Consider the following 26,513-nt stretch of genomic DNA (forward strand, 5'->3'; position numbering starts at 1 on the left):
CGATTAGGCTATCTTCTCAAGAGTTCGCCACTTGCAGATCGCTAAAAATATCAAAAAGTTGCTTGGATTTATAAGGTTTGGGCAAATACGCATCCATGCCCGCGTCAAAGCAGCTTTTAATATCCTCCTCCAAAACGCTGGCGGTTAAGGCGATAATGGGTAATTTTTCAACGCCTTGCTCTTTTTCCCATTCGCGGATTTTCTTAGTCGCGGTTAAGCCATCCATCACTGGCATCATGCAGTCCATTAACACCGCAGCAAAATGTCCCCCTTGGGTGATGGCATCTACCGCTTCTTGCCCATTGTTGGCCACCACATAACCAATCCCTGCTTTTTCAAGGAAGAAGCTGGCGATTTTTTGGTTCATCAAATTGTCTTCAACAATCAAAATACGCTTATGATTGCACTCTAAGTAGTCTAACTGACTCTCCTCGACTGGCGTTAAAGCCGTCTCTGTATCGGCTACTAATGCTTTGAGGACACGCTCAAAACGCGCCCCTAAAAAAGGCAACGTGATGCTTGCCTGCGCAAGATGAATTGCGTCTTTGTTGACGAACAAGTGATGCTGCAGAACCACTATTTTTGCACTGGAAAAATGCTCACGCAGCGCAATGAGATCCGATTGCACGCTGTGGCTTAAGCTTTGGCAATATAAAATACATACGGCGCTAAGCCCACTCTTGACTGCTTGTTCAACATCACGTGCTTCATTGAGTTGAATCCCCCATTGAACGCATTCACGCCGAATAGCGGATGAGTAGTTAGACATATTGGTAATTAACAACGCCTGCGTGGCAAGAGGCTCAACTTGCGGCTGATCTTCGGCAACCTTAATGGGAACGACAAATTCAAAGCAGCTACCTAAGCCTTTAGTGGACTGTACATGAATGTCACCCTGCATCAGATCGACTAATTGACGGCAGATAGCCAACCCTAGCCCAGTCCCGCCAAAACGACGGGTAATACTGCTATCTTCTTGAATAAAGGGATCAAAAATCGTATTCAACATCTATTTATCGATGCCACTTCCCGTATCGGATACAGCAAAACGTATCGAGGTTATATCGCCCGTTTCTAAGGTTAAGCCAGTGTTGACATAGCCATCTTTGGTAAATTTCACCGCATTGGACAACAAGTTCATCAGGACCTGCTTCAGACGATATTCATCCGCGATGATAAAACGAGGTAATGTAGGGTCGAGATAAATATTAAGCTCGATATGCTGGCTCAACGCTTTCGCGTTCACCAAGTTCACCGTGTCGTATACCAATTCAGCGAGTTCAAAGCGATGCGGAGCAAGCTCCAAGTTGCCTGATTCAATTTTAGATAAATCGAGAATATCGTTAATCAAGATCAGCAACGCTTGCGAAGAGGTATCAATATCGGCCAGGATTTCACGTTCATTCCCCGTAAACTCGCTGCGTGACAATATTTCAGTCATACCGATAATGCCATTAAGAGGCGTTCGGATCTCATGCGACATATTGGCTAAGAACGCGCTTTTGGCTCGATTAGCGGCAATTGCCGCTTCCTTTGTTTCCACCAAAGCACTCTCGTACTGTTGCTGTTTCTCAATAATATGGTTGAGATTGATTGTAAAGCGGGAAAACTCATCTTTGCCATCAATCGGGATCTGTTCAATGCCGTTCTGCTTTTCACGCAATCGACTCATGGTATTGATGATCCGCTTAAGCTTTGACGAGATGCGGTATGAGGTACTTGCTCCTAGCACAAACAGCAGCGCCAGCACGACCAACAGCGATGCCGATATACTTAACATACCCATTTTTTCTTGCTGGAGGCGCACATTCAGTTGAGCCGATAAGTGTTGGTTGACACTTTGCACCAGTTTATCTATCGCCAAGTAACGCTCTTCCACATTTTTGACATAAGAAGCTAATGCTTGAGGATCCGCTTCATTACTAACGATTTTTTCGCGAATCAAAGCAGCTTGGCGAAATTCAGGTTGCGTAAACAACTGCACCAGTTGTTCGAGTGGAGCGCCGTTATCAATGATACGTTCGAAGTATTGTTGCTGGCGCTCAACAGCTTGAAAGTATTCTGTTTGTCGAGATTGAAACACCTCTTGATCAATGGTTAATTCTTTGATTAACCACGCCTCTTTTTGCACCCAAAATGCAAACCAATGCAGGTCGCTATACACCAGATCCAAGGTATGGATATCAACAGGCGCAAGAAAACTGTTGGTTTTTTGCAGATCGGCCATCACTTCATACAAAAGATTAAATACTTGGTGGCCTAATTCTAGGGTCTCGCTTTGTGAGGCCGACGGCAACTCATCCAACAAATGGTGAAGGTCAAGCACACGGTTTTCTATCAATGTACGGTTGCTTTTACTCCCAAAATGACTATTTGTAGAACCTGTATCCAGCACAATTTTATCCAGCGATTCAGCTAACTCCTGCTTGAGCTGCGGCCGAGAGTCCTCGCTATTTTCGCTGCGCAACTGCACACTGAGCAAGGTATAAAAAAGGGCTGAACTGGTGGTGACCTGATTAATTGCTCCAATCTTTTGGTTCAACACATGGTATGTGTCTAAACGGCTTTCAAATGGGAGGAATAGACGCCATGCCACAGCCAGAATAACCAGTGTTGGTATGAGGCAGAGTAAGAACAACCGTGCCTTAATTGAGAAGTGGGTAAGTATTACCATTGTTATCATCCTTGGAAGTAATACATCCTAGCCAATGGTTAAATAGTAGACGTTATTTTATGCGTCTGCGCTCTTATTAAGATAAAACCAGCGCGGTAACTAAAGCGTTGCGCGTCACGATTCATCCAATAAGCGTAATGGTGAATTAACCGAAAACTCACCATATTTTAAGATAACAATTTGAATCTAATCTCATTTTTATGAAAAAGAAAAAACCTCAGGCATCAAATATTTGAAGCAGACCATTATCATCACAAAATAAGTCGCGACTTTAGAATTTGTCAATATCTCTAACCACCGCCAAAAACCACTCAATACGCTGATTTTTACCTAGTTTTCAGTAAAAAATGTCGCTATTATTTTTGCTAGCAGAATAACCATTCCACATTTACAATCCGGCCACATAAAAACAACAATAAACATCGACTTGTATCTCAGCACAGATGACCGTGCAAGATACGCGTTCACCAGCCCTACACTGTGAACATTACTGCTTAACATAACGTGAAAGGTCCCAAGTCAATATGAGCCCAGAGAAACATCTCTCAGACTGGCAAGCCAGCCAAACGATTGCTGAATCCATGTCCCCCCTCATCGGCCAGCTTTATCGCCAACAAGGTGTTGAAGTGGTTTTGTTTGGAAAAACACTCATCAACGCCACCACCATTGATATCATCAAGGCACATCGTGTTGTTCGTCGCTACACAGGTGAGGTGCTTTCAACCCAGCAAACGATGTCGATTTTACAAAAGTTGACCACGCTTGCTCTGTCGCCATGCCGTATCGACATTGGCCAACTTGCTCATCAATTTTGGCAACAACATGATGATGAACATGGCCTTGAGGATTACCTGCTAACGGCGCTTAATGGTGCGTTGAATGGTGAAACACTCAGTGAACCTAAGGATGTGGTGCTGTACGGTTTTGGTCGTATTGGTCGCTTGCTGACTCGTCTTTTGATAGAAAAAAGTGGCCCGGGCTATCCACTGCGCTTGCGAGCGATTGTCGTTCGTGGGGGTAAAGCAGGAGATTTAGAAAAACGGGCAAGCTTGCTACGCCGTGACTCAGTTCATGGCCAGTTTAACGGCAGCATCATCATCGATGAGGCTCGCAAGGCCATTATTGCCAACGGCAATTATATCCAAATCATCTACGCCAATAAGCCGCAAGAGGTTGATTATTCACACTATGGTATTCATAACGCGTTAGTGGTCGACAATACTGGTGTTTGGCGTGATAGCGAAGGGCTTAGTCAACACTTGAGCTGCCAAGGTGTGAGTAAAGTGCTGCTGACAGCACCCGGCAAAGGTGAGATTAAAAATATCGTGTTCGGCGTAAACCACGCTGATATTCAGCCCGAAGACACCATTATCTCAGCCGCTAGTTGCACCACCAACGCCATCACACCAGTGCTGAAAGCGATTCATGATCAATATGGCGTACTTTCTGGCCATATCGAAACGGTGCACTCTTTTACCAATGACCAAAACCTTATCGACAATTTCCATTCAGGTGAACGACGTGGCCGCAGCGCATCGCTCAACATGGTGTTAACCTCAACGGGTGCCGCCAAAGCGGTTGCAAAAGCGTTACCTGAACTCGCGGGTAAGTTAACCGGTAATGCAATTCGTGTCCCCACGCCAAACGTGTCGATGGCCGTGGCTAACCTCAACTTAGCCAATGCAGTGAATAAGCAAGATCTTAACGCGTATTTACGTGAAATGGCGCTTAGCTCGCCACTTTCAGCGCAAATTGATTACACCGACTCCACAGAAATTGTCTCCAGTGATTTGGTTGGCTCTCGCCATGCTGGCGTGGTTGATGGTGCTGCGACGATCGCTCAAGACAACCGCTGCGTGCTCTACATTTGGTATGACAATGAATTTGGCTACAGCGGCCAAGTTGTACATTGTATGGAGCAGATGATGGGCGTTCGTTACCGAACTTTCCCAGCTATCGCCCAGTAAACGGCTTAATATTGTTTTTATCTCCACAACATAATAATAGTGAGTGTTTATCTCACCTCCCCCTGCTTGCCGCCTTTTGATATAAGGCGGCTTTTTTATGAAGTGATCAGTTCAATGAGATTTCAACGTCCGAAACTAATCTGCTCGAACACGCTAAGACATAGCCTTGTTCACGCAGCACCTTCTGGTCATTTAAAGCCAAAGGTTGCAAAATATTCATCAAGTTTCGATGAGGAATGCTGGTGCAGTTGGTCCGATATAAATTTCTTTCACACCCAATGCGAGTAGCGTCAGATCGATAACGATCGCCTTTTGTTCAAACCAAGAAAGAACTAATGTCAGTGGGAGTTCACTCACACCACAAACAAAGACACCAAAATGACTCAAAATTTGAACTGTCTGTCAGAGTCCCAAGATTATTGGGGGAATGAACATCGTCCATACCACTCCAAAAAATTAGAGACACAACATTCATGTTGGATTCATCTTGGCTGCGTTAACCTAGCTTCAATTCAGAAAGAGGTACAGGTTATGAATAGATTTATTGTGACTACATTTGCGCTGGTTGTAGGGTTTTTTGCGTTGATGCTGAGTTTGCTGCTCGCCATTCCTCTCGCTATTGCAGCGATCATCACTGGCAAACGTATAGAAAAGCAGCTCAAGCGCCACACCTTTACGTCAAAAAGCGGCTACGTTATTGAAGGTGAATATGAAGAAAAAACTCAAACACACTATTGATGAACAGCCCTATTCGCACTCTTTCATTGGCACGGCGAAACTCATTAGAAGCGGGAGGCATTTCCTCCCGCTTTTTTAGTATCAACTAAAGAGTCATGACGACACGGATTGCAAGCGCAATCAGTACTACGCCCGACAAACGGTCAATCAATACGGCACGCGCGCGCAGTTTATCGAGTAATATTGGGCTAGAAAGAATTAAGGTGATGAACGTATACCAAAGCCCGTCCACTAAAAATGGTGTTAACACAATAATCGCTTTGCTACTCAGCTCGTTGCCGATGGCGACAAATTGACTGAATAACGCGATGAAAAATAACGCAATTTTAGGACTAAGCAGAGAAATCAATAATCCCTCTTTAGCCGACTGCCACACACTGACCGTCTCACCCGATTCTAATTTAGCCGCCACGCCCCCTTTTGAACGTAATGCATTGATACCCAAATAGGCTAAATACAACGCACCTGCATAGCCTACGGTCTTAAACAGTAAGGGGGATTGATGCAGTACAACCGCTAAGCCAATTAAGGTAATGAAGGCATAGACACCAATACCAAATGCGTGCGCCCACGCCGTTGCAAACCCATTTTTACGCCCACCAGCGAGGCTGTGTTTGGCCACCATCGCTAGGCTTGGCCCTGGCGACATCGCGCCTAAAATACAAATGGTAAATAGTGATAACCAAACGGTGAATGTCATGGATTTCTCGCTGTTGTTTCGGTGATTTAAGGTAATGACGATAACGAAATGACTCGCATAACGCTACCTGAATGTGGCACTGCCCAAACGGCCTGATATTGCAGGTGAGCCGTTGCAATCAATGGGCGTAAGCAAACTGAGATAGATGCATATTATTTCGCTTCAGCGTATGCTAACCGCCAGAACGATATTTGGGAACGGAAGCCGTGAATAAGTTAAAACAAGAGATCACCTTGCTGTCTGGTATTGGACAACTTTCCACCACTTTAATGGGAACAGGGTTATTTATGATCCCAGCGATTGCCGCTGGTATTGCAGGTGAGCTCTCACTGTGGGCATGGCTACTACTGTTTGTGGCGATTTGCCCGATTGCACTGACGTTTGCCGCTCTGGGTAAGCGTTACCCTAACGCCGGCGGAACCGCCTACTTTGTCCGCCAAGCTTTTAACGCTAAGTTGGAACGCTCGGTTGCTTGGCTTTTTGTCAGCGTGATCCCTGTCGGCGTTCCGGCCGCTGTCGCATTGGCGGCAGGCTTTGCTCAACAACTCCTCCCTGCGCCACTGAACTCGGCGATGATGGCGCAAGTATTAACCGTACTGTTGCTGATTGCGGTCAATTTGGCGGGCACCAAATCTTCCGGGCAGTTACAAACCGTTATTGCGCTGAGCATTTTCGTATTAGTTGGTGCTTTTTTCTGGATAGGCGATGTTGGTGCTGCAGATTTAACCATGCCCGCACTCAGCACGGACAGTATTTGGCCGATTGGCGCCGCACTCGGAGTGATGTTCTGGTGTTTCGTCGGGATTGAAGCGTTCGCTCATATGGGAGAAGAGTTTAAAAACCCACAGCGCGATTTTCCGATCGCGATCATTGTCGGCTGCTTTGTGGCTGGAATCACCTATTGGGCATGCTCGGTGGTCATCCTTAAATTTGGTGCGTATGGCAGCGCAGAATTTGATAGCACCTCTATTCCTTGGCTGAGCGAACAAATTTTTGGTAGCAGTTTGGCAACGGTAATAAGCCTCATCGGTTTTTTTGCGTGCTTTGCGAGCATCAATTTATACACACAAAGCTTATCTCGCATGGTGTGGGCACAAGCAAGGCAATATCGACCAGAAAGCGCAATCGCCCGAATTTCAATCCGCGGCGTTCCAGCCAACGCAACCATTGCTGTTGGAGTTGTATTAATGGCTTCTTGCCTGCTTGGTGAATGGTCTGGTCTTAATCTGGAATTTTTCCTAAAACTTGCGAATGGTATCTTTGTCTTAGTTTATCTGTTAGCGATGTTCGCCGCTTATAAATTGCTCAGTGGCATCAACAAACTGTTGGCGGCGATTTCGTTGATCCTCTGCACTGCGGTATTTATCTGCTTAGGCTGGTCAATGCTGTATGCTCTGACTATCTTCATTTTGCTCTCTTTACCTTGGCAACGTTTAGCAAGAAAAAGTCAGCCGAAGCAAGAGCTTTAACGTATCGCTTACCTTGCGGTATTACCATGACCACTTAAGTGTGCATCATTCTGTAAATAAAAAATTTTGCCAAACAAAAGGCTCTCAATACAGAGAGCCTAAAAAATAGCAAGGGGAGGATATTAAATTTAAGTGCGGATGTGCTTAATCGCGCTGTTTAACTCATCGACATTACGTTGCAAATCAACAACGACAGGCCCGAGTTGATTGATGGCAACGTTCATATCACCCGAAAGGGCTTTAATGTTACTAAGATTGCTGGAAATTTCGTCGCTCACAGCCAATTGCTCTTCTGTCGCAGCCGATATCGACGTATTCAATTTATGGATCTCAATCGCCGATCCTTGGATGGTACCAAGCGCTTCGTTCGCCACCGACATATTAGAGCGCGTTGACTGCATTTTATCAGCACTCACCCGGATCGTTTTGGTCGATTGTTCGGCTTTCTCTTGCAGCATCGAAATCATGCTTTCGATCTCACCCGTCGATTGTTGAGTTCGTTGGGCAAGTGAGCGTACTTCATCCGCTACCACCGCAAAACCTCGACCTTGCTCACCCGCACGAGCAGCCTCTATCGCCGCGTTCAATGCCAGTAGGTTGGTTTGTTCCGCAATCGCTTTAATCACATCAAGCACATTACCAACGTTATTAGACTCATTCGCAAGTTGCTGGATGATCTCGGATGTTTTGGTAAATTCACCCTCTAAATCACCAAATTCATGGGTCGTTTTATCAAAGACCTGTTTACTGGTACTGGCTTCTTTTTCCGCGCTACCCGCATACTCTTCTGCCATGGTGGTGCTTTCCGCCACACTAGAGAGCGCCGATGTCATCTCTTCCATCGCCGTCGCCGCCATTTCAAGCTGTTGATTTTGCTGATTCGCCACTTTGACGTTTTGTTTGGTGACATCGCTTATCGTTTCAGAGATGGCCGAAATGGTGTGGTTTACTTGGTTTATTTTGCTAATGGTGGTGGCATAACTACCAAGCACTTTATTAATTGTGCCGCCGATTATACCCAGTTCGTTGTGGCTGTTATCGTCAACTCGCAAAGTCAAATCAGAATTTTTGTCTACTTGTTGTAGCAATTTAGCCATGGTATCAATCGGCTTCACTACTTTTCGGTTAACAATGGCATACCCAATAATGGCAATAACAAAAACGCTAATTAAGGAGATATTACCAACCAATACCGTACTTTTTACTTTCTGCGCCGCATCCATGAATTGTTTATTGGTTCGATTTTCTAATTCAATAAAGAACTTATCGATCGGAGCCATGATTTTGGCTTTCTCTTGATGGTATTCATTACTGTGTAAGAGAGAAATCGCCATATTACGGTCTGGCTCTTTTCTAACGGTATAGTTGCCATTGCTATCAGGGTAAAGCCCCTTAACAGCATTCATCGCTTTGACTTCCATGTTCACTAAGCCATCTGAATTAGCTTGAGCTTCTTTGAGCAAACTAAACTCTTGCGGAGTAAAGCCAAGATCCGTCATCATTTGGTTGAGAGAGATATTTTTACCGTCTGCTTTAGGTTTTTGTCCATATTGCAACACAAGGTCCCAATATATCGTGTGATAGTTCTGCGGGCGAGGTTTCTTACCATTACGAATATCAAGAATATCCATGTACATTTTTTCGTATTTTTCATCGCCACTGACCACATAAGTCCGGCCTAACCGAGTTAAGTCATCAGAGCTTTGGCGAAGCTCATCGGCCGCTTGGTAAGATTGATAACGAACTTGAGCCATATGATCAACCTGTTGCATTAGCCCATTGAGCTATAATACCGTCACAACACTGATGACAATACCGATACCGATGACAGCAAACACGAGCTTCATGGTGTTGTTGATATTCATAAAAGTATCCTTCTTCATTTATCAACGAAATTATTTCTGTTTATTCATTGTTATTATTGCTTTTAGCATAGGATGAGAATGGCCAAAATGTCGAATTTTACGCCACAATTATTGCATCAATTTTAAGCACTATCATACTTCAACTTATTTTTCAGTCGGTACTGGCAACTGAGCCAATACCTCTTTAGCCGCTTCAAAATCAAAATCCTCAATCGCATGCCTCAAACTTTTCTTTTGCTCGTCAGACCATAAATTGCATTGTTTAATTTGGTGGATCATATGAATCGCATCAGCATCGTAGTTTTCAACACATTGCACTAATTGTTGGTAGAGCAACGCAATATCACGGTGCTCTTGCTGCGGATGTAATTGTGTCTGCTCCCAATCTCTTAGCTCATCCAACAAAGTAGACATCAACTTTGATACCGTGTTGAGATCTTGAATGGCGGGTTTCGTATGTCGCTGCACTACCCCTTCCATCTCGTTGGCTAGCTGTGCAATAGGCTCAATCCCTAGATTAGCCGCTGAACCTTTTAGGGTGTGCATCACTCGCTCTGCCTCTTCCCACAGCCCCTTATCAATCAATTTAGGGAATGCGGCTATTTCTTGCTGCTGGCTGGCAAGGAAGTGATCCAATATTTCAAAGTATCGCTGCGCATTGCCACCAATTCGGAAAATCGCTTGCTCCACATCAATACCCGTCAATTCTGGGTAGCCAGTGCTCGGTTTCACTTGATTCGGTAATACCGTAGAGGGTACTGGCGTGGTTTCATCCGCCTTTAAATATTTGCGTAGTACGTGATACAAGCGCTGTACATCAATTGGTTTCGCCACATGATCATTCATACCTGCATTTAAACAGTGCTCGACATCTGAAGACATCGCATTGGCGGTCATTGCAACAATCGGTAGCGTTTTCCACTCCTCATGTTGGCGGATCTCTTTCGTCGCACTGATACCATCCATAATGGGCATCTGCATATCCATCAGCACTAAATCAAAAGCTTCTTGCTGCAATTTCGTCAAAGCTTCTTGTCCATTATTAGCAAGGACAATGCTCAATTGAGTACTTTCTAACAGGCCGAAAGCCACCTCTTGGTTCACTTCGTTATCTTCTACCAAAAGCACTTTTTGCCCAATAAATGTTGGCCTTGTATCATGATCAAGATACTCATGGCTCTGCCTTAATTGCTCGATGCCGTAGCTGTCCATAATGGCATCAAGGAGATTTGATGGGTTCACAGGTTTCACAATCAAGGCATCGACTAATTTACTGTTTTCTCCCACCAAGGAGATTTCTCGGCCGTAAGCCGTGACGAGGAATCGTTTGGTGTTATCAAAAACACCCAATGGTTTCATTCTCTGCAGCAACTCTATGCCATTCATACCCGGCATATTCCAATCAATAAACAGCATATCAAAATGCGTATTGCGAATTTCATCTAGCGCCTCAAAACCGTTACTGACTGACTTCGCTTCAAAATGCATCGCATTGAGCAACGTCATTAAAATATTGCGTGCCGAGTCATTATCATCGACTACCAACGCACGTTTGCCTGCTAGAGCGCTGAGTGGCTTAGCGATATCGCGCATTTTGGCTTCTTGCAGGCCACACTCAACCGTGAATTCAAAGGTGGATCCTGACCCTTCTTCACTGCGAACTTGAATGTCGCCACCCATCAATCCGACTAACTGTTTACTGATACTAAGCCCCAAGCCCGTGCCTCCATATTGGCGAGTAATGCTATTATCAGCTTGAGAAAATGCAGAGAATAGAGTGGCTACGTTAGATTCAGCAATGCCAATACCTGTATCAGAAACGGTAAACTTCAAGGTCACGTTGGCGTCGTTTTGCCCCACGACTCGTGCCGAAACGATGATCTCCCCTTGTTCAGTAAATTTCACCGCATTGCCACATAAGTTAACGAGAACTTGCCCCAAACGCAGCGGGTCGCCCACCAAGCCCACAGGAATATGTGGGTCGATATCTAATAAAAACTCGATGTTTTTCTCTTGGGCTTTTAGCGAAATCAAGGTGGTGAGGTTATCCAATACCTCATCAAGGCTAAAATCAATGTGCTCAACATTCAGCTTGCCCGCCTCTATTTTGGAAAAATCCAAAATGTCGTTAATGATGCCAAGCAAGTTTTTCGCCGATTCATTAATCCGTGAAATGTATTTTTGTTGCGTAGGATTGAGCTCGGTATTGAGCGCTAGATGGGCCATGCCCAAAATGGCATTCATTGGTGTACGGATCTCGTGGCTCATGTTCGCGAGGAAATCGCCTTTGGCTTGGCTCATGGCATCCGCGGTCTCTTTAGCTTCTCTTAATTGCTCTTCCATCTGCTTGCGATCGGTTAAATCAAGCAAAATTCCGACAATTCCAGAGACTTCACCGCGATTATTTTGGAAAGAAGCTTCATAAACCAACATCTCTCTTTTGTGGTGCGAAGCGTCATAGAGAGACAACTCGTAATCTTGCGAAGATTGCTCCTCTCCGAGCCTTTTATGTACTTTGGCAAAAATGGCCGCCGTTTCATTTTGAAAGATATCTTGCGGCGATTTACCGATAATTTGCTCAGCCGACAGGCCAACTAAGTCCATAAACTTAGCGTTAATAGTGAGATACGTACCCAAGGCCGATAAGCAATACATGGGGTTCGGCGTCGCGTCGAGGATCTCTTGATTCAGTTGAGATTGTTCGAGTACTTTCTGCTCGGATCGGCGTTGAATTTCAACATTTTGGCTTAGTTGAATACTAACCGATAGGTCATCCAACATTTGCGATAACCACTGAAATTGTAAACTCGACAACGACCCGATCGTTCCTAGCTCTAACAAGGCTACCGGGTACTGATTGACATGTAAGGGTAAATAATACACTTCGTTAATGGCTAACTTGCCACCGTTAAATTCAATGTGACAGTTGCCATCGAGTGCTTTCATCGCATAGGGCTGGCCACTGAGCAGCACGCTAAGCTGCGTCGATGATGGATCGGTGTATTGTCTGGCCGAGTTCTCACCATAACCCACACCAGCCACTCGTTTTAATACGCCCTCTTGATAGATGTACATGCCAACCATTTCCAAAGGAAATTGATGCAGTAAGAATTGCGTAACTTCATTACACAAACGGTCCGTAGAATCGTTTTTGCGCAGGATGATATTGAAATCTTTAAGCAAGGTATTTTGGCTAAGCTGCTCAGCGATGTGATGAAACACCACATTCAAACTGTCGATAAAATGTTGTAGCTCTGCATAGGCAGTTTGAGTGATCGTAAAAGCGTAATCTTCCCGTTTGACTTGAGTCACAACCGTTTTGAGTAGCTGACTTAACGGATTGATGTAAAGACGCCACAGCAGAACAAAGGAGGCGATGATCACGCTGAGTAAGGTTAATACTAACGCCAAGTTTATCCATTCATAACGCAGCGCTTCGCTATCGGCACGTTGAATGTTTTGCTCCATGCGTTGCATGATCGATTGATGCGCAGAACCAATCGCCTGCATAATTTTCGCCTTTTCCGCGAAGTATTGCTCACCATAGAGAATAGCCCGAGCCAATTCCAGATCCGGCTCACCTGTGTCGACAAATTCGCCTTGGCTATTCTTTTTCCATCCTTTGATGGCCATGAAGGCTTCTCTTTCGAGTGACACCAGTGAATCAGACAAAGTAAGCGCATTTTTGAGCTCTAAAAACTCCACCGATTCAATGCCCGAAAGACGCATTCTATCGAGTAACGAAGGGTTGTCTGGTGTGCCACCCAGTGAGCGGGCAAGTAGTTTGTTTTGTGCAACGACATCCCAAAATTCGTACTCATTCCCTTTCGGTAAAGGCACAGAACCATTTCTGACGCTCAGCGCATAGTTAAAAAGGTTGAGCCACTTTTCATCGCCCGTCGAAGCGTAGGCCCGAGCAAATTTGGTTAAGTGATCTGAACTCTGCTTCAACTCTTGTGACAGACGATAGAAACGGTAAAGTTCGTCGTTCAGTTGTCGGCTCTCCGTTCTTAGAGCGGCTACTTTGTCTGTGATACTAAACATCGCAATGGAACATAATCCCATAGCAATAAATAAGACGGTGAATAAAGTTCGGATGGATCGCATGTGAAACGCCTTCTTAATAATTTTCTCACTCTACTAACGCTGAGATTAGCTATAGTTATTGATAAGTTTAGACTTAAACCCAACCTTCGCCGCTCAATTGCTATTTTTTATTAGGAAAGACTCATGCCCATCAAAAACTTGGACAATTGTACCGTGTTAATCGTCGATGATTCGCCAGATAACCTTGCGTTTATGTCACAAGGGTTAGCAAGCCTGTATCATATCAAAGCGGCGAAATCGGGAGCGATGGCCCTTAATATTTTAGAAAAATTTCCCATTGATTTGGTGCTACTCGATATTGTGATGCCAGAAATGTCAGGCTTTGAAGTGATACAAAAGATCATGGCAAATCCTAACACCCAAGATATTCCTGTAATTTTTCTGACCGCAAAAGATAACCCTGAAGATCAAAAACTAGGGTTTGAGTTAGGTGCGGTTGACTATGTATACAAACCCGTAAGCGTACCATTGCTAAGAGCCAGAGTAGATACTCACCTGCAAAACAAGATCTCAAAAGACATACTTAAGAACCAAAATGGCTACTTGGAAAAAGAGGTGATCAAACGTTCAAATGAGTTGGATAAAATGCAAGACGCGGTCGTGTATGCACTCGCCAGCCTTGCTGAAACCAGAGACCCGGATACGGGTAACCATATCCTGCGAACACAACATTACGTCAAAGCGTTGGCCGAACAAATGGCTAAACTGCCAAAGTATCAACAAAAACTAACGCCAAATGTTATTGATACCTATTTTAAAGCTGCGCCCTTACACGATATTGGTAAAGTCGGTATTGCCGACAACATACTATTAAAACCTGGAAAACTGGACAGTGATGAATTTGAGATCATGAAAGGCCATGCCAGCTTAGGTCTACGTGCGCTAGAAAAAGCGGAAAAGATGTCAGGCGCGAAAAATGACCTTATCGATATGGCGAAAGAGATCGCCTATGGACACCATGAGAAATGGGATGGTTCTGGCTATCCTCAGGGCTTACGAGGTGATGCTATCCCTCTCAGTGCACGCTTAATGGCTGTTGCTGATGTATATGATGCACTGATTTGCCGTCGTATCTATAAAGAAGCAATGCCTCATGACAATGCAAAAACCATTCTTTTAGAAGGAAAAGGACGCCACTTTGACCCAGAAGTCATTGATGCCTTTCTGGCGATAGAAGAGCGCTTTATTTCGATTGCCCATGAATACGCCGACGATTGATATCTTGGTAAGCAACGTATTATTAAACAAAAAGATAAACGTATGAAGGTAACCTTTCGCCCCGCAAGTGACAGCGATTATCAATTTGCTTTTGATCTAAAAAAAGTCGCAGAAATGGATGGTATTACGGCGATATTTGGTTGGGATGAAGAGTTGCAGCAAGTGCTGCATCGCCAAGAATGGCATTCTGGTCTACCAACGATCATCTGCGCTGATGGCCAACCGATTGGCACTTATTTACTGCAGAGCAAGCATGAAACGCTCTACTTCTCGCGCTTTTTTATTCTGCCAGATTTTCAAAATAGAGGGGTGGGTAGCCAAGTGTTACAACTGGTCGTCAACCAAGCCAATCTGACGCAATACCCATGTAAGCTCTGTTATTTGCGAGGTAGCCCCGTCGGTGCTTTGTATCAGCGATTTGGGTTTACGCACTACCAAATGGACGATGAGTTTTCTCATATGCATTTCATTCCAACGCCCAAAGGCCAATAGCTCAGTACCCTTTGTGCTATCTTAAATTAAGGTTGGCGATAGGCAAACAGCCTACGCGGCGAGAAAATAAGCTTCATCATTAACACCAGCCCACCTGTAGCACAACAAAATGGTTACATTTGTTTATTCATATTCATTACTTATTGAATAAAATGCGTGAGCAATCTCTGATTAATGTCGTTTCATTTATAGGGTAAATGGTTGTGTGAACAAGGTTTCATCTTTTTTTATCGTTACAATAGACAATATTTTCATTAACACCTTTGGATAGGAAACAGATATGTTGTATTTGGAATTTTTATTCCTGCTATTAATGCTCTATATAGGCTCACGCTACGGTGGTATTGGCCTTGGTGTGGTTTCTGGTATTGGCTTGGTCATTGAAGTTTTTGTCTTCAAAATGCCACCCACATCACCACCGATCACCGTCATGTTGATCATTCTTGCCGTTGTCACCTGTGCTTCAATACTCGAAGCGGCTGGCGGATTGAAATACATGCTGCAAGTGGCAGAACGTTTACTGCGTAAGAACCCGAAAAATGTCACTTTGATTGCACCGTTCGTCACTTACGCAATGACGTTTATGCTGGGTACTGGCCATGCGGTGTATTCCATCATGCCGATCATTGGTGATGTGGCATTAAAAAATGGGATCCGTCCTGAACGTCCAATGGCTGCGTCTTCTGTTGCTTCGCAAATCGCGATTACCGCTTCCCCAATCTCAGCGGCCGTTGTCTACTACCTTGCTCAATTGTCGAATATTCAACACGAGATCACCTTGCTCTCTATTTTGCTGGTCACTGTGCCTGCGACCTTATTCGGTACGCTGTTGATGTCTTTGTACAGCTTGCGCCGCGGGAAAGAACTAGATGATGATCCTGAGTATCAAGAACGTCTGCAAGATCCAGTGTGGAAAGAGAAAATCCTAAACACAACCGCGACAACGCTGAATGAAACGTTACCCGCGGCAGCGCGCAATTCTGTGTTGATTTTCATTGGTGCGATATTAACCATAGTCGTGCTAGCGATGGTGCCAGAAACACGCACTATTGTTGAAGGCAGTAAACCGATCAGTATGGCGGTGGTTATCCAGATGATGATGCTCTGCTTTGGCGGTATCATTTTACTGGCAACCAAAACCGACCCACGAGATGTACCAAACGGTGTGGTATTCAAATCAGGTATGGTGGCGGCAATTGCCATCTTCGGTATCGCTTGGATGTCGGATACCTATTTCCAATACGCGATGCCGCAGTTTAAATCAGGCATTGTTGAGATGGTTACCGACCATCACTGGACCTTCGCGCTTGCACTATTCATTGTTTCTGTTGTGGTGAACTCACAAGCCGCAGTAGCGGTAATGATGCTACCTGTAGGCCTCGGGCTAGGTTTAGAACCTGCGCTACTGGTGGGATTAATGCCCGCACTGTACGGATACTTCTTCATTCCAAACTATCCGTCAGATATTGCAACGGTCAACTTTGATACCACAGGCACCACCAAAATCGGTAAGTACTACTTCAACCACTCGTTCATGTCCGTCGGTTTAATTGGAGTCGTGAGTGCGTGCTGTTTAGGTTATGTGCTGAGCCAAATCGTCATTGGTTAACCCACTGTAAATGCCCCAGACTGATACAGCGCTGGGGTGTGTTTACTGCTAAATAAAAAAGTGCACCCAACTGAGCCTGAAGCCGTTGGGTGCACTTTTTCTTTATTTAACTGCTCTTTTCTTTATTTAAACGTCATGCTTGATAATGTTGTTGTCCAATAAAAAGCCAACAATGTCAATCGACGCCATGCCATCAAAATTGAATTGGCTGGCAAGATCTTGCACCACAATGGTTTGGTGTACGTTATTGTCCGTCAGAATTTCCAATTCCACATCCGTCGTGTTGGTCATCACTTTCGCTTCTATCTGATGAGAAGTGTGTAGCGAAACGAGCAGTTGATCCATGGGCAAATGTAAATCGGCCACAACATCAGTGAGATCGATCACATCACCTTCACCAGCGTTGAAATCAGTGATAGTGTCGGTTTGCTCATCAACAGTATCGGGCGTCCATTTAAATATGTCAGCGCCACTTCCCCCGGTTAAGATGTCGGCACCAAGCCCGCCAATCAAGGTATCATTTCCGCCACCACCCACTAAGGAGTCATCACCATCGCCACCTTCAAGGTGATCATGACCACTGCCTCCTAGCAACTGCGCTCCAACATTACCGGCGAGCAATTGCGCATCATCCCCGTTCGTTGATTGATCAATCGTGCTACCGTCAGGCAATACTTCAATCGCAATATCAATTGATGCAGAGGCTGCACGGCTACCATCCGTTTCTGTTGAGATAGCCGCTACCGACAGAGTGTGTTGCCCTAAATCGAGCCCGCTAACCTGTAATCCGTCGATAGCATCAGCGGAAACAATCCACACTCCGTTTTGCTCAGTCACGCTGCCCGAGCTACTGGAAAGCGTTGCGCCACTTGGCAGACTGTCGATCTCCAATGACAACACTTCATGGCTATCCGTTAATGCCGCGATTAACCCCAGCAATGCAATACCTTGAGCGCTGATACTTTGGCTAACATACGTCTGCTTCATATAATTAAAGCTCGGATCAAGGGTTAATATCGGCGTATTGGCTTTGGGCGTCACCGCAATACTGACGGTTTCTGTCTCTTCTAACGCCATACCAGAAACATTGTCGGCATAAACACCACCATCATTGGCCTTAATTGTCAGATCAATATGATCACTACCAATCGCGGTGGCATCAACAAAAACGCCGCTGGCGGGATCGCTGCTATTGAGTAGCGCATTAATATCCGATAACGTGCCTTGTAGGACGAGTTCTCCAGCCAAATTGGTGCTCTGCGTGACAGAACTTAACGCGGGGATCACGGCACTGAGCAAACCTTCGCTCACGCTCAAAATCACCGTCATGGGGTCGTTGGCATGTGAGCCTGCATAATCGACATCACTCACACTCAAGCCAGTAACTTTTTGCCCCGCCTCTTCATCAATCGTTGTGGTGACCGTAGCAGTATCAATGGTGGGCGCATCATTGACCGCCTGAACATCAACTGAAACAGTAAACTCACGCGCAGGCCCCAAATGTTCAGTACCGTCCAGCCCTGTATCGACCGACTGTACTTTAATCGTCAGATCTCCCGCCCAAGTGTCCTTATGCCAATCACCAGAGTTAAAAATCAGTTTATCTAAGCTTTGCGCATCGGCATTCAACAGCCATACTCCACCACCGATGTAAGTCCCCAGCGTGCCATCAGGCAATGCAATACTTGCTCCATCTGGCACCCCGGAAACTTCAATTCGCAACGTTTCTGGCGAGTTTTCACTATGGTTCGCACCGGCTGCAATGGAATCGGCTTTATCGATAATTTGCGCGTTGATATCAATTTCAATGTCAACGCCTTCATCGCCACTCGTTTGCTCAACAGGTTCAACGTCCACCACATCCCCAACGGGCGTAATATCCAATCTAAAGCTGCCGTTATGCTCTACAGGCACACCAAGCAAGGATTCTTGGGTAAAGACCTTGATGCCGATTTCCACTTCGCCACTAAAGTTCTTCGCAGGTTTCATCGCAATATCGGATAAATTGATCGAGGTTTGTGCTGGGTTGTTAATCTGAATGCTCCACTCACCACCACCATTATTTTTCACGGTATAGTCAGAAGAGAGAGAACTCACGACAAAATCCGTCGGCACCCCAGTAAGCTTGATCGACACAAATACCTCAGAGCCATCTGTATCGGTCAGATCAACGGTAAATTCGGAACCCGGTTTAGAAAGGACAATCCACTCATCTTCCAGACCGCTCACTTCAATATTGCTGCTACCACCACTGGAAATAATGACGTCGTCTACCACTGGCGTCACATCAAAACTTACTTGTGTGGTAAATGGTTTATCAGCATCAGTATTAGCCACACCCAACGCATTGGCATTGGTATCATCAAATTGCGTGATATCAGTCACTTTCCCCGCCACGGTAATGTTGACGGTATTATCATCATCGCCAGTCGGATAATTGGGTGCGGGTTTGAAATAAACATTGTCTAATGCCGCAGGTAGCTGAGGCTGACTAAAAGTGATACTGGTACCGAGATCATGGCCTTGCGCATCAACAAAGGTTCCGATATTGGTTCCTTGTAGGGTTAAGGTGACTTCGCTCAGCACCTCTTGTCCTTCCGTGGCGCTATTGCGAATATCAGCAAGGTCAATGTCGAGCGAAAGATGAATAATACCATCTTCATACCCGATGCCGTCATTGGTCGGAACGTCGGACGAGCTTGAAGTCGGCTGATGATTTGCATCTAACCCAAGCGAACCTTCCACAGTCAATGTCGCTTTAGGGTTAATGTTATCATCTTGCGGTTGATGCGTTCCGGGAACATCGGCTACCGGAGAAACTGCCACTGGGATTTGCGTACTGAGGGTTTTTTCATCACCAGAAGCCATGTCTGTCGTCACAAAAGTGATCGGCAAATTAAAGTCGCCAGAGTAATCTTCGGGCAGATGCAGATGCAGATTTTCTAACCCTGAAATCGAGCCATCGGTATTCACGGTACCTTTGTATACATACAAGCCATCAACGAAATCAAAATGACCACCAGATAAACTTGCGCCCGCTGGCAGGACACTTTGCGCGATAACAATACTGAGCTCATCTTCTACACCATCAAAACCTGAAGCGCTCACCATCAATTTATCTTGAATTTGCTGACCTAAATTAATGGCGTTATCTTCGATGCCTAATACAATATCATCCGCATTGCCAGCTAAAGTAATGTCAGCCGCTACCGTGTTGTTGCCCGTAGCCGTGAGCGGAAATTGTAAGGTGAGCTCTGATTGCACTTGTCGAACTACTTTGGCTTCAGAGCTATCTTCCCCTTGGTCATACACTTGGGCAAAAATGGTCACAGTGATGTCGTTATAACCATCACCATCAGGATCGTTACCACTACCTAATGTCAGGCCATTCGGTGCTTTTACACTGAAATTCTGCTCATCAACAATGGTCCATGAACCATCCCCATTATTAATGGCACCAGTAATCAGTAGTTGATCAAGTACCTGTGGCGTAATATTGCTAAAACGCACCACCAGTTGGTCGACCACTTCTAATGATTGGTAACCTTCTGTCGATTGAGTGTCTGCATTATCAAAGCGTATAACGTTCGCATCAGGCTCGCCGCCGGCCGCATCATTAATAGTAAAATAGATCGCACCAGAGGCATCTGCGACAGCTTTGTTTGTGACTACGCCGTTGTCTTCAACACGCAGTTGTCCATCAGCTTCAACTATCGGCCTTACCGTGACATCAACAGAGCCATGAATGACTTTCGAAGCAATACCTTCGCCAGAATTGATTGCATCGACGTATTCGTTGTCTTGCTCTTTAACCACAATCTCAGTGCTCAAGGTAAAATCAGTACTGGAGTGTTCTGGTGGCTGAACTTGAACGTAACCAGTTGTCAGCACTTGCGCTGAGAAATCTTGATCGCTCTGTCCCAGTGCGGGGGTCAAAATGAGCTTGCCGTCACTATCTAAGGTCGTGACAACACCATCGACGTAAATAGTACTACCTGCTGGGAAGCCAGAAAGTGTAACAGAGGCAAAATATTCATCAGCATCAAGATGTTGTTCCTCTTCTGGCTGCCAATGAACATTAATGCGGCTGTCCTCGTTACCAAGCGAGTGTGATTGATAGTTGTCAACAACATCAATCACCGGTGCCACTTTAATGCGAATTTCCGACTCAATTTGACGCGTATGTCCATCATTTTCAGTAACGATGGTGGTCATTTTGATGTTGATGTTTTCGGTCGATGAATGAGATGGCTCAACTCGAATACCTGAATCAACCTGCGCTGAAGTTAGATTCGCCTGATAAATAGGTTGCTGCGCAGTATCGTAACCAACAAATACCAAGTTAATCACGCTACCAACACTGTCATACAGTTTGACACCATCTGGAATGTTCGACAGTAAAACGGTGATCGACTCAGAGCTGTCCGCTGGATTATCCGCAAGCTCACCGGATAACACACTAAAGCCAAAGCCAACGGATTGATTTTCATCAATCGTCGTTTCAATCACTTGCAGACCATTTTCACTAAATTCATTCCAAGTGTTAGTACTGTTTGAGTGAAAATCAATGGTTGGAATGTCTGCTACGCCCTTAACTGAAACATTAACCGTCTTAGCACCTAACGATATTTCATCTGCCACCGCACCCGTAGAAAGATTGACCACATCTTTAATAATCCCTTCAACAGAGAAGGTAAAATCAGCGTTACTATGTAACGGGGGTAGCACTTCAACTTGGTCAAGATATTGTTCAGGAACTTCATAATAAGTATGACCATTGGCATCGGTTATTTGGGATATTTCGCTGGCTCCAGCTCCCAACCAAATCAGTGTGACACCTGTTTCTGAAAAATCAGAGAGACGCACATAGAGTGTTTCTGAACCATCAGAATCAACGGATCCGGCCATCGTAATGACTTCACTTAATAACAAGGGATCGTGATCTGTGGTGGGGTCAACGGTATTTTGCGTAGCGGCATTATCTTCAAAAACATTGATTCGATTGACAGAGAAGCTACCCATATCGGCAACAGGGCTAACATCTATGACGATTTCTTTCGTTTCTGATCGGGCGCTCTCTTTACCAACGTGAGCGTTATTTTGCTCGGTCGTGATCGCTGTGATATCAAGTTTGATCTGACCACTGAAATTATCATTGGGGTCAACTTGTACTTGGTTAATGTTACTCGTACTAACAAGATAATAGTGACCTGAAGCATCCGAGCTCATTACAACCGGCGTACCATCGGCATAAACTAGCTGCGCCTCACCTTCACCTTGAGTAAAGCGGATCTCATACAGGACTGTTTCGGGGGTACTGTTATCTTGTGTCTGCGCTAAAACATCGAGAGTAATATTGTCACTATCTTCTACTGCACCATAATGAAATTGGCTGCTTGAGGTCCAAGTAGCAATATCGGCCACACTTTCCACCTCAATGCGCAATTTCCCGTTCACATTATGATCGTGTAGGCCATTATTCAAAACTTGTACAGCGATATTAAGTTGGAAGCCACCATCAGCGCTTGCATAGTGACGGTCAGGCACAAAATACAAGTTTTCAACCTTCGCCACGCTGCCCGTTAGACTTTGCTCAACCGCATCAGCCGGTAGTACAAAGCGTCCACTGACGACCTCTAGCTTGACATAGACACCAGAGTCGTTGAGATAATAAAAATCACCATGAGCATTACTGGCCGTGATTTTCACTTCGCCAAGCGATTCGTTTCGATCTAAATCGTGCAGGTTGACTCGCAAATCCACTTTAAGCGGTGAAGTATCTAAACCCGACTGGTTATCTTGGCTATTAGTGATTTGATTGGGGTCGCTCAACGGAATAGTGACACCATCGCGTCCAGCGTCTTCAGCGCCAATAACATTAGCAACTGTGATAGTGGCATTTCTATCAAGAATATTGATGTTCAACTGTTCGGTTGAGGCATCGCCATCAAAGTCTTGCGCAGTGACATCGACAGTAAATGAAATGGTCGGATCATCACCATGTTCAAGGCTAGCAACTGGTTTAAATGTCGCGTTACCGTTAGGCGTTATCGTCAGTGTGCCTAAATCGCGCTCAACACCATTTTTTATTTCGACAACCGTGACCGTTTTTGTGACGCCGTTAAGTTCAATTTCATTAGCTAAGCTTGCACCATTGCCATCCCTAAATTGAATATCACGACCCACTTCATCAACGGCCACAAATTTAGTGATCGCACCATGATCTGCACCTTGAGTATCCGGTGAGGTATTGTTGTCTTGGCTAAATAAATTGACTGTTTTTATCGCCGTATTTTCAACACTAGTGATGCTTTTATCATGCAAAGTTGGAATATCATCAACAATCGATATTGGCAAACTCGCTGACGCTGAAACATCGCCATCTCTATCAGTTGCGGTAATCGGAAGATCTAAAATATAACTATTTTCACCATTACCCGTCGGGTGGTCGATGGCTTTAAGCAGTTCAAATTGGTAACTATCGGCCGAGCCATTTAGCGTGAGACGAAAAACCACGTCCGTCGTATTCTTAATCACCGCTTCATAAACAGTGACACCATTACTGCTTGAAATTTGGATGATCTCTATCTCTTGACCACCGGACGTTAAATTTTCGACAGGCGTGGTGAGATCAGACACTTGATAACTGACAATACCATCGGCCCCGTCAATCACATCAAAGTGCCCAGCAATAACGGTGCTGTCTGAACGATCAGAACCGATCGTGGCTAAGTCATCTTCATCTACGCTCTGTTCGCTACCGGTGCGAATGCCGACAATCGTTGGCTTGTCATCCACAATAGTGACAGGCAGTAGAATGTCAGAGGCGTCGCCATCATAGTCCGTCGCCACCACTTTGAAATTCACCAGTCGCTCATCGCTGCCTGCGGCGTGATCAATCGGACCTTGCAAAGTAAAACGGTAACTGCCGTCCGCATTGAGCACTAAGCTAAACACCGCATTGCCACTAGGTGTGGTGCTGGCTTGGTAGTGGTGGTTACCATTGACATCGATTGTCGCCGCGCCCAAGATCACCGCTTCGCCTTGCGAGGTTAAGCCCGCAAGCGGGTTACTGCTGGTATCCAACTGATAGCTCACCACCTTATCGGCGCTTTGAGTGGTAAACATTCCCTCAGCGAACAGCGGCTCTTTGCTACTGTCTGAGCCTGACGTTAAATCGTCTTCGTCAACGCTGAGCGCTTGCACGCCGGTGATGATTGGCTGATCATCATGGATGGTGACGGGCAGCAAAATGTTGGCGCTGTCGCCATCATAATCGGTTGTCACTACCTTGAAATTTACCAGCAGCTCATCGATCCCCTGCGCATGGTCAATCGGACCTTGCAGGGTAAAACGATAGCTACCATCCGCATTGAGCACCAAACTAAACACTGCATTGCCGCTCGGTGCAGCGCTAGCTTGATAGTGGTAGTTGCCGTCGGCATCGATTGTCGCCGCGCCCAAACTCACCGCTTCACCTTGCGAAGTTAGGCCTGCAAGCGGGTTACTGCTGGTATCCAACTGATAGCTCACCACCTTATCCGCGCTTTGAGTAGTAAAAACTCCCTCTGCAAACAACGGCTCTTTGCTGCTGTCTGAGCCTGACGCTAAATCATCTTCGTCAACGCTGAGCGCTTGCACGCCCGCGATGATTGGCTGATCATCATGAATGGTGACAGGCAGCAGAATGTTGGCGCTGTCGCCATCATAGTCAGTTGCAACCACCTTGAAATTCACCAGTAGCTCATCGCTCCCCTGCGTATGGTCAATTGGCCCTTGTAGGGTAAAACGATAACTGCCATCTGCGTTAAGCACCAAGCTAAATACCGTCTGACCGCTTGGGGTAGTACTTGCTTGATAGAGGTAGTTACCGTTGGCGTCAACTGTCGCCGCGCCCAATACCACACTTTCACCTTGCGAGGTTAACCCAGCGATGGGGTTGATGCTGGTATCAAGCTGATAACTCACTACCGTATCGGCCCCTTGGGTGGTGGTGAAATAGCCTTCGGCGAACAACGGCTCTTTGCTGCTGTCTGAGCCTGACGCTAAATCGTCTTCGTCAACGCTGAGCGCATCCACACCAATGATTTCAGGTTTATCGTCAATAATGTTGATTGGTAAACGCACACTTTCAGAGCTATCACCATCATAATCGGTTGCCAATACCGAAAGGTTGAGTAATAACTCATCACTATTGGCTGGATGATCCAGCGCGCCTTGTAACGTAAACTGGTAACGACCGTCTGGGTTTAATATCAACTCAAAAATAGGCTGGCCATTAGCGCTCGCCTGATAGGTATAAACCCCGTTCGATGACGAGGAAGAGGCCAATTGCACCACGACACCAGCCGAGGTTAACCCCGCCAACGGGTTAGCACTTAAATCCAACTGATAGCTTTCAATTTGATCAGAACCCAATTGAGTATCAAACTGTCCTGAAACGGTAATCGTCTGTGAAGCACTGGCATCCGAACCGATATTCGCCAAATTATCCTCATAAACGGACGTCGACGGTTCATCGGACATAACAGGGTTATTACCATCACCAATACTGATTGCGATAGAAATCGGCGAGCGAATAGGATTTCCACCCGCATCAGAACCGGTTACATCAAATTGAATCGCAATTTGATCATTGGCAAAAGAGACTAAGCCGCCACCCACGGAGGGAACATGGTCAATCGGTTGACTAATGGTCGTCACTATCTCTAAGTTGATGTCTTTACCGACAGACGTCGCCACTAAATCAATCCGTAGCACTTCACTGCCGTCAAGTTCACCGACAATATGGTTAGCCGTAGCATCATAACGAAAGCTTACTGATCGCCCAGCCGAAGTAATATCGCTATTCAGCTCTGACAATAGCGCAGCTAATGAAAGGGATTCAGGGACAAAAGAGGCGGCATCCAGCGGCAGATCTCCCGCCGCGATTAAAACATTTGCCGTCACTGATTGTGGATACGAATTTAGTGAGAGCGAACCTTCAACTAATGCTGCTGATAATAATTCACCCCCAGCGGTAAAACGCAACGGACTCAAATTCGTTTCAGTCAATGATTGCTGAGCATCACGCCCTGCAGTTTCGAAAAACGTACTCGCCAATACTTCTGCAAAATTGTAATCAATGGTGATGAAGCCAGCATTTGCAGAGCCTTCACCACCTGCTCCGGCGGCGGTTGCTTCAAGTATTTGGGTCGGGTCTTGGCCATCTAAAATGGCTTGTTGGATGGCAGCAATATTGTCTGCGTCAAAACTCACCTCGTCTAATAAGCTCAGATCAGCGTTGATCTCGCCTTCAATCGGAAATTGAACTAAGTCAACGGAGGTCTCAGAATCTGGTGACGCATTGCTAAAACAAGTAATACAATTCTGATCGACTACGGTAGCTTGGCCATTAAGCAGTATCGTCACCGACGAATGATTCACTGTGATTAAGATTTCATCTTTATTTAATTGATCACCCGCGCTTACTTTACGCGCATTACCTTTGGCATCTGCTGCGATAACATCACCAACCACTTCTTGTACTAACGCAGGTTGAACAACCACATGTAAATCCATAGAGCCCCCAGATACTTCTTTAGCAAATCGATTCAGAAAACGAGCAATAGACAACTGTTATTTTAGTCGCAATTGATTATGCAAATTTATATTTATGTAAATTACATCACTGA

9 protein-coding genes and 3 pseudogenes are annotated in these 26,513 nt (G+C 45.4%); 6 read left to right on the plus strand and 6 right to left on the minus strand.

Annotated features, from left to right (window positions below; translation table 11 throughout):
* Positions 1 to 16: 16 nt before the first annotated feature.
* Positions 17 to 2,683 (minus strand): annotated as a pseudogene (locus tag N5E84_RS21290) (ATP-binding protein).
* A gap of 515 nt (positions 2,684 to 3,198) precedes the next feature.
* Here N5E84_RS21290 and N5E84_RS20780 point away from each other — a divergent pair.
* On the plus strand, positions 3,199 to 4,641 hold the full coding sequence (locus tag N5E84_RS20780; RefSeq protein ID WP_019282627.1) for a glyceraldehyde-3-phosphate dehydrogenase: 1,443 nt from the start codon (positions 3,199 to 3,201) through the stop codon (positions 4,639 to 4,641).
* Between the two features lie 225 nt (positions 4,642 to 4,866).
* On the opposite strand, the pseudogene N5E84_RS21525 reads toward N5E84_RS20780, so the two are convergent.
* A pseudogene (locus tag N5E84_RS21525) lies at positions 4,867 to 5,010 on the minus strand (hydroxylamine reductase); the annotation flags it as partial.
* A 162-nt stretch (positions 5,011 to 5,172) separates the two neighbouring features.
* On the opposite strand from N5E84_RS21525, the gene N5E84_RS20790 reads away from it, so the two are divergent.
* The gene (locus N5E84_RS20790) at positions 5,173 to 5,379 is read left to right on the plus strand and encodes a hypothetical protein (protein ID WP_019282630.1); all 207 of its coding nucleotides are present in this window, start codon (positions 5,173 to 5,175) and stop codon (positions 5,377 to 5,379) included.
* A gap of 85 nt (positions 5,380 to 5,464) precedes the next feature.
* Here the strand turns inward: N5E84_RS20790 and N5E84_RS20795 are convergent, their stop codons facing one another.
* On the minus strand, positions 5,465 to 6,079 hold the full coding sequence (locus N5E84_RS20795; RefSeq protein ID WP_013868407.1) for a LysE family translocator: 615 nt from the start codon (positions 6,077 to 6,079) through the stop codon (positions 5,465 to 5,467).
* 191 nt (positions 6,080 to 6,270) lie between these two features.
* Between N5E84_RS20795 and yjeH the strand changes: the two genes are divergently transcribed.
* Entirely contained in the window at positions 6,271 to 7,548 is a 1,278-nt protein-coding gene (gene yjeH / locus N5E84_RS20800; protein ID WP_019282631.1) for an L-methionine/branched-chain amino acid transporter, read from the plus strand.
* Positions 7,549 to 7,676: 128 nt separating this feature from the next.
* On the opposite strand, the pseudogene N5E84_RS20805 reads toward yjeH, so the two are convergent.
* Together N5E84_RS20805 and N5E84_RS20810 are read right to left on the minus strand one after the other, a co-directional pair.
* Positions 7,677 to 9,413 (minus strand): annotated as a pseudogene (locus N5E84_RS20805) (methyl-accepting chemotaxis protein).
* A gap of 144 nt (positions 9,414 to 9,557) precedes the next feature.
* Positions 9,558 to 13,520: a response regulator gene (locus N5E84_RS20810; RefSeq protein WP_019282632.1), complete on the minus strand. Its 3,963-nt coding sequence runs from the start codon at positions 13,518 to 13,520 to the stop codon at positions 9,558 to 9,560.
* Between the two features lie 123 nt (positions 13,521 to 13,643).
* Between N5E84_RS20810 and N5E84_RS20815 the strand changes: the two genes are divergently transcribed.
* From N5E84_RS20815 to N5E84_RS20825, 3 genes are all read left to right on the plus strand, one after another.
* Positions 13,644 to 14,738, plus strand: coding sequence for a two-component system response regulator (locus N5E84_RS20815; RefSeq protein ID WP_019282633.1), 1,095 nt, complete (start codon positions 13,644 to 13,646; stop codon positions 14,736 to 14,738).
* Positions 14,739 to 14,780: 42 nt separating this feature from the next.
* Positions 14,781 to 15,230 (plus strand): GNAT family N-acetyltransferase, encoded by a 450-nt coding sequence (locus N5E84_RS20820; protein WP_017042187.1) that lies wholly within the window; start codon positions 14,781 to 14,783, stop codon positions 15,228 to 15,230.
* Between the two features lie 280 nt (positions 15,231 to 15,510).
* Complete coding sequence (locus N5E84_RS20825; RefSeq protein WP_019282634.1) at positions 15,511 to 16,839, plus strand: anaerobic C4-dicarboxylate transporter; 1,329 nt, start codon at positions 15,511 to 15,513, stop codon at positions 16,837 to 16,839.
* A 126-nt stretch (positions 16,840 to 16,965) separates the two neighbouring features.
* Here the strand turns inward: N5E84_RS20825 and N5E84_RS20830 are convergent, their stop codons facing one another.
* Entirely contained in the window at positions 16,966 to 26,400 is a 9,435-nt protein-coding gene (locus N5E84_RS20830) for a retention module-containing protein (RefSeq protein ID WP_019282635.1), read from the minus strand.
* Positions 26,401 to 26,513: the final 113 nt, after the last annotated feature.

The organism is Vibrio sp. J502 (assembly GCF_025397955.1).
In the GTDB taxonomy this organism is placed as follows: Bacteria; Pseudomonadota; Gammaproteobacteria; order Enterobacterales; family Vibrionaceae; genus Vibrio; species Vibrio anguillarum.